This is a genomic window from Spirochaetota bacterium (assembly GCA_026414805.1).
Lineage (GTDB): Bacteria > Spirochaetota > UBA4802 > UBA4802 > UB4802 > UBA4802.
Genome location: JAOAIH010000157.1, coordinates 1 through 835 on the forward strand (window position 1 = coordinate 1; position 835 = coordinate 835).

At 37.0% G+C, this 835-nt stretch carries 1 protein-coding gene; it reads right to left on the reverse strand.

Annotated elements, in window-relative coordinates; all coding sequences use genetic code 11:
* Positions 1–412 precede the first annotated feature (412 nt).
* On the reverse strand, positions 413–835 hold a 423-nt coding region (locus tag N3F66_15120; GenBank protein ID MCX8125478.1), incomplete at its 5' end, for a methionine adenosyltransferase domain-containing protein.

Consider the following 835-nt stretch of genomic DNA (forward strand, 5'->3'; position numbering starts at 1 on the left):
AAAAAACTATACCCGGTAACAATCAATATAATGATAAATATGGCCACGCCAATTAATATCTTTTTCATGGCAAACCTACCAATTTGACTCAACATAGCTATTGGTTACAATAATGAATGCTTCAGGAACATATTATATATTATATTATTATATCCTTGTATTAAGAAGAATGTCAAATACTTGATTGGCACACTGCAAATAAATTGTTATAAGAACATTATAAAGCAAATATTCTATCCTCCAAACACAAGAGGGACAACTTCTATGTCATCTCCATCCTTAAGTGTTGAGTGCATGGATTGCATAGTATATTTTATTCAAACAGATAGTTTATTTTATTAAAAAAAGAAGGATGCAACAATACATCCTTCTTTTGATTACTTTATCAAGATAATTACTTACAGTTATTGTTCTACCGCAACTTAGCTGCAACGTCTGTCTCTTCCCAGGTAAATCCAGGTTCATTGCGGCCAAAGTGACCGTATGCTGCTGTTGCCCTGTATTTAGGTTTAAGAAGATCAAGCGTTTGTATGATAGATTTTGGTTTAAGGTTAAATACATTTTTTATTCGCTTTTCAATCTCTTCTTCGGGTATGGTATTGGTGCCAAATGTGTCAACCATCACCGATACTGGATCAGCTACACCAATTGCATAGGCCACCTGCAGCTCACATCGGTATGCAAGGCCTGCAGCCACTATATTTTTTGCAATATACCGTCCCATATACGCTGCTGAGCGGTCCACCTTTGATGGGTCTTTCCCTGAAAATGCGCCACCACCGTGTCGGCCCATTCCACCGTAACTATCGACAATAATTTTTCTTCCCGTTAAACC